Below are 3,871 nucleotides of genomic sequence, written 5' to 3'. Positions count from 1 at the left end.
TGTGTATGTACCATTGCTTTTTGCTGTAAATAGTATTTTATTTGTATCTTTCTCTACATTCAATATTGAACCATCAGGTGTATAAATTTCATAAGTTTCTTTATTCATTTTTAATCCTTTCTAACCTATACATAAACCATTTTTCATAATGATAGTGGTAGCTAATCTGCCTATCATTTTTGGTGGTTTTTCTTTGTTAATAGTTTGATTTGTATTGGATTGATCAACATTAGGATTTCTAAACCGATCTCCATTTTTTATTTCTGTTTTCTCAATCCCTACATATAATGCTTTAATATTATTTTGCCCAATAGTATCCAAAGCTCTTAAAAATTTCCTATGCTTTAGAGGATCAATTTTATTATTTTTTGAATTAATATTAAATATACCTTCATTGATATCTTCTAAATAATCCATACAAACATGATAAGCATCTATAGGAATTAAAGAATTTTCGGTTGAACCATTATTGGCACTATCTTGGTATTCATCGTATAAAGCTTGTCTTTGTTTATCTATATCGAGTTCATTTAATTTATTATTATAGGTTTGAGTATTATTTTTTTGATTAGCATTAGCATATTTTGAGTTCTTAAAATCTTCTTTATCATGTTTTAATTTCAAAAGTCTTGGTTTAACTGCTAAATCATGCATATAAGAGTAATTATTAAAAAAATCTATATCCTCTATAATCTTAAAACTATTCTTAGATCTTAACTCATCTAAACATAAATAAGCTAAAAGTTTATTTAAAAGGTAGGTTCTTACTTTTTGCGTACTTAAATCTTTACGATAGGTAAATAAAGACTCTTTCTCGCCCAGACCGCCTGTTTGAAGCTTTCCACCTACAAACATAGAAGTAAAATTAAAAGAAATAAAAGTATTATTAATGATCATAGGGTAAGAAATAAATCCTTCTTGGGTTTTTGTCGTTTTTTTCATTAAAACATAAGGAGGGTTATATTTATCTGTAAATTTTAAAAATTGTAATTTTTCATACTCTTTTTTACTTTTTTCATATTGGGTTACCCATAATTGATCAATAAAATCCAGTATAACAGCTTGAGGTAAATTTATAAAAGATTGTTTTACAATACGTTGAATTGTTTTTAAGGTAAAACTGAATTTATATCTTAAAATTTCTTTTTTACTTATATTTGTTATATCCTTAAAACCTTTTAAATTTTTAAAAGCAGAATTATTGCTTAACATAATAGCTTCATATTTGTTTTTATTAGCTTGTGCATAGCAAAGCTCTATTAAAGCTACTTTGTTTATTTTTTTTAATCTTTGGTTAAATTCTTTCAAGCTTGTCATTTTATTTTTTTTTATTTGAACATCTGATTTAGTCATTAAAAATAATAAGTAACTTATGCCGATGTTTTCATAAAGAGCCTTTTGCATATTATAGGTTAAAAAACTAAGAATGGTTTTGCTAAGTCGTTTGACAAATTTAAAATTATCGTCTCTTAAAAAATCCGCAAAGGGAAAAAATTTATCTACAAAAACATCCATTACAGTCACTATGGTTTTTTGGGGATTGTAAGAAACTTTGCTTATACGATCTTGTTCTATATTTTTTATCAAAGTATCCAACTCATCATTGGTTTGGAGGTTAAGATTTTTTTCTTTTACAATCAATGCTTCTAACTGATCTAAGTTATATTTTATTGTTTCATCTTGTGAGGTATTATCGTTTTGGTTTTCTTTTAGATAAAGCAAAAATTTTTCATTATCCTCATCATTAACTTCACTATTTTCATTTTGCTCTAAACAATCTGCAAACTCTTCTATGCAAAAAATTTTCCCTGCATCCAGCTTAGTTTTTTGTTGTTTTGAGAAACATAAAGGTATAGGTTTATGTTCATCAAGAGTTAAAAAGACATTTATAGGAAGTATATCGATCTTTTCTTTTTCTATTTGTATACTTTCATAATCTTGAAAAATCCACCAAGCTTTATAATCGGTTTTAACAAAAGAATAAAAATGTTTTATTACATAATAGGTTAAGGTGAGTAAGATTACATCTGTAATACTAAAATTTTTCTTATCTACTTGTCTTAAATAACTTGATCCCGTCTGGTAATTGTAGTATCTTTCTTTGGTCTGAATAATACTATTGATATAGTTTTGCAAATAAGCAATACTTTCTTGAAAATACTGTTTTTGTTTTTTTAAAAAATTTTCCTTATTATTTGATTGGAAAAAAAATGATTGTAAATAGTTATAATTATATATTTTATCAATATTATTGGGATCTTTTATAAAATCATCATAAATTGGAATATTCCATATATTTTTAAAAAGTTCCATTCTTTCATCTTTTACATCTTTAAAATTCTGATAAGTTTGATAACTCAATTTTACAAATGGGCTTAAAGAGAGTATGAAAGCATCATTTTTATTGTCCGCAATATCAATTTTATATTTACTATAATTTATAGTTACATTATAGTCTTTAGGTTCTTGTATTAATTTTGTATATTGGTTTTCATCTTTTATCGTATCAGGATAATTGATTTTATTTCCAAAAATTTCTTCTATAATTTGCTTGCTTAATTTTGCATTATATTTTGTTGGAGAATTAGTAATGATTAAAAAATTTTTTGCATAAAAAGACTCGCTTTCTTTGTTCTTTAAATTTTTTATCATTTGAGCTAATGTAATGGAATTAAAATAAGGACTTTCTATATAACTCAATCTATTTTGATCTAAAAGCATCTGTTCTTGGAGTTTTGTTTTTATCTTTTTATGATTAAAAAAACCTAATTCTTCATTTTTATTTTGAAAAATAAGGGTTTGATTTAAATCTTTAAAACCATCTTTATTAGCTATAAGACATAAAGCTAAATCCTGTTTATGATAGGCTGTTAAAGGAAGACTTGTAGTGCCAAATCCTGAAAAATCAAAAAGAATTTCATCATCTATAACAAGTGCGTAATAGAAAATTTTATTTTCAAAAATAGTAAAAATAGAACTAATATCGTCTATAAGAAGTTTTATGATAGCATTATAAATAATATAAGAATATTTATTTTTACTCCATTTTGAAATATTTTGATAGGCTCGCCATGATTCAAAAGCAATATCACTAGCAGTCAATAAAAAATTTGCTTTTGCAAATAAACTTTTTAACTCAAAAATATTGACAATATTAAGAAAAGCTTCTAATATTTTCTTGTACGCAAATGAATAGCCTTCTGCATAAATATCTTTGATATTTTGTATTAATTCAGAAAATACCATTTCTACATGCTGATTGATTTTATAATCATTTAATTTTTGATATTCATCAAGTGAGTTTAATTTTTTGATTAAGGGAATTTTTAAATTTTCATTGATGCAGGTAATTAAAAAATCTACTCCTTCGTTTTGTTTTTTTATTATTTCAGAAATAGCTTGTGAAATAGTTTGATTTTCAGTTTTTCCTAGAGCCTTTAAAAAATTTTCTAAAATAATTGTTGTATCGCATAGTGAATGAGTTATTGTAAAATTTGGAATTTTATTATCTAAATTATCAGAGTTAAGAAATCTTTTATAAGAATAATCATAAACTTGAATTTTTACACCTTTATATGCAAAATTTACAAGGGTATCATATAAATATTTATCTAGATTAAAATCTTGCAGATGCCTAGCAAGTTCATAATCCGTTTCCGCCATATTAGATATTCTTTTTTCTGAAAAATTATTACAATATAAAGTTATACATTTAGCGTTTTTACAATAACGTTCTATAAGTCCTTTAAGCTCTTTGTAATTATATATATAAGTGCAAGTAAATCGTTTATTATTCATTATTTTACCTTAAAATGAAGTGTTATTAAAATTTGCCATTATTAATTTGACATAAATTTTCACCTATTAATCT

General features: G+C 24.3%; 1 protein-coding gene. It reads right to left on the bottom strand.

Annotated elements, in window-relative coordinates; genetic code table 11:
- Positions 1 to 120 precede the first annotated feature (120 nt).
- Positions 121 to 3,798, bottom strand: a complete 3,678-nt coding sequence (locus H2279_RS08150) for a hypothetical protein (protein WP_337196228.1) — start codon at positions 3,796 to 3,798, stop codon at positions 121 to 123.
- Between the last annotated feature and the right edge of the window lie 73 nt (positions 3,799 to 3,871).

Source organism: Campylobacter sp. B0100352/1, from assembly GCF_020135855.1.
In the GTDB taxonomy this organism is placed as follows: Bacteria; Campylobacterota; Campylobacteria; order Campylobacterales; family Campylobacteraceae; genus Campylobacter_D; species Campylobacter_D taeniopygiae.
The sequence above is the reverse complement of the archived record's forward strand: the minus strand, read 5'-3'. Positions and strand labels throughout refer to the sequence as shown.

Bases quoted from the DNA above. Each gene is read 5' to 3' on its own strand.
- H2279_RS08150 (WP_337196228.1), bottom strand. From the start codon at position 3,798: ATGAATAATAAACGATTTACTTGCACTTATATATATAATTACAAAGAG.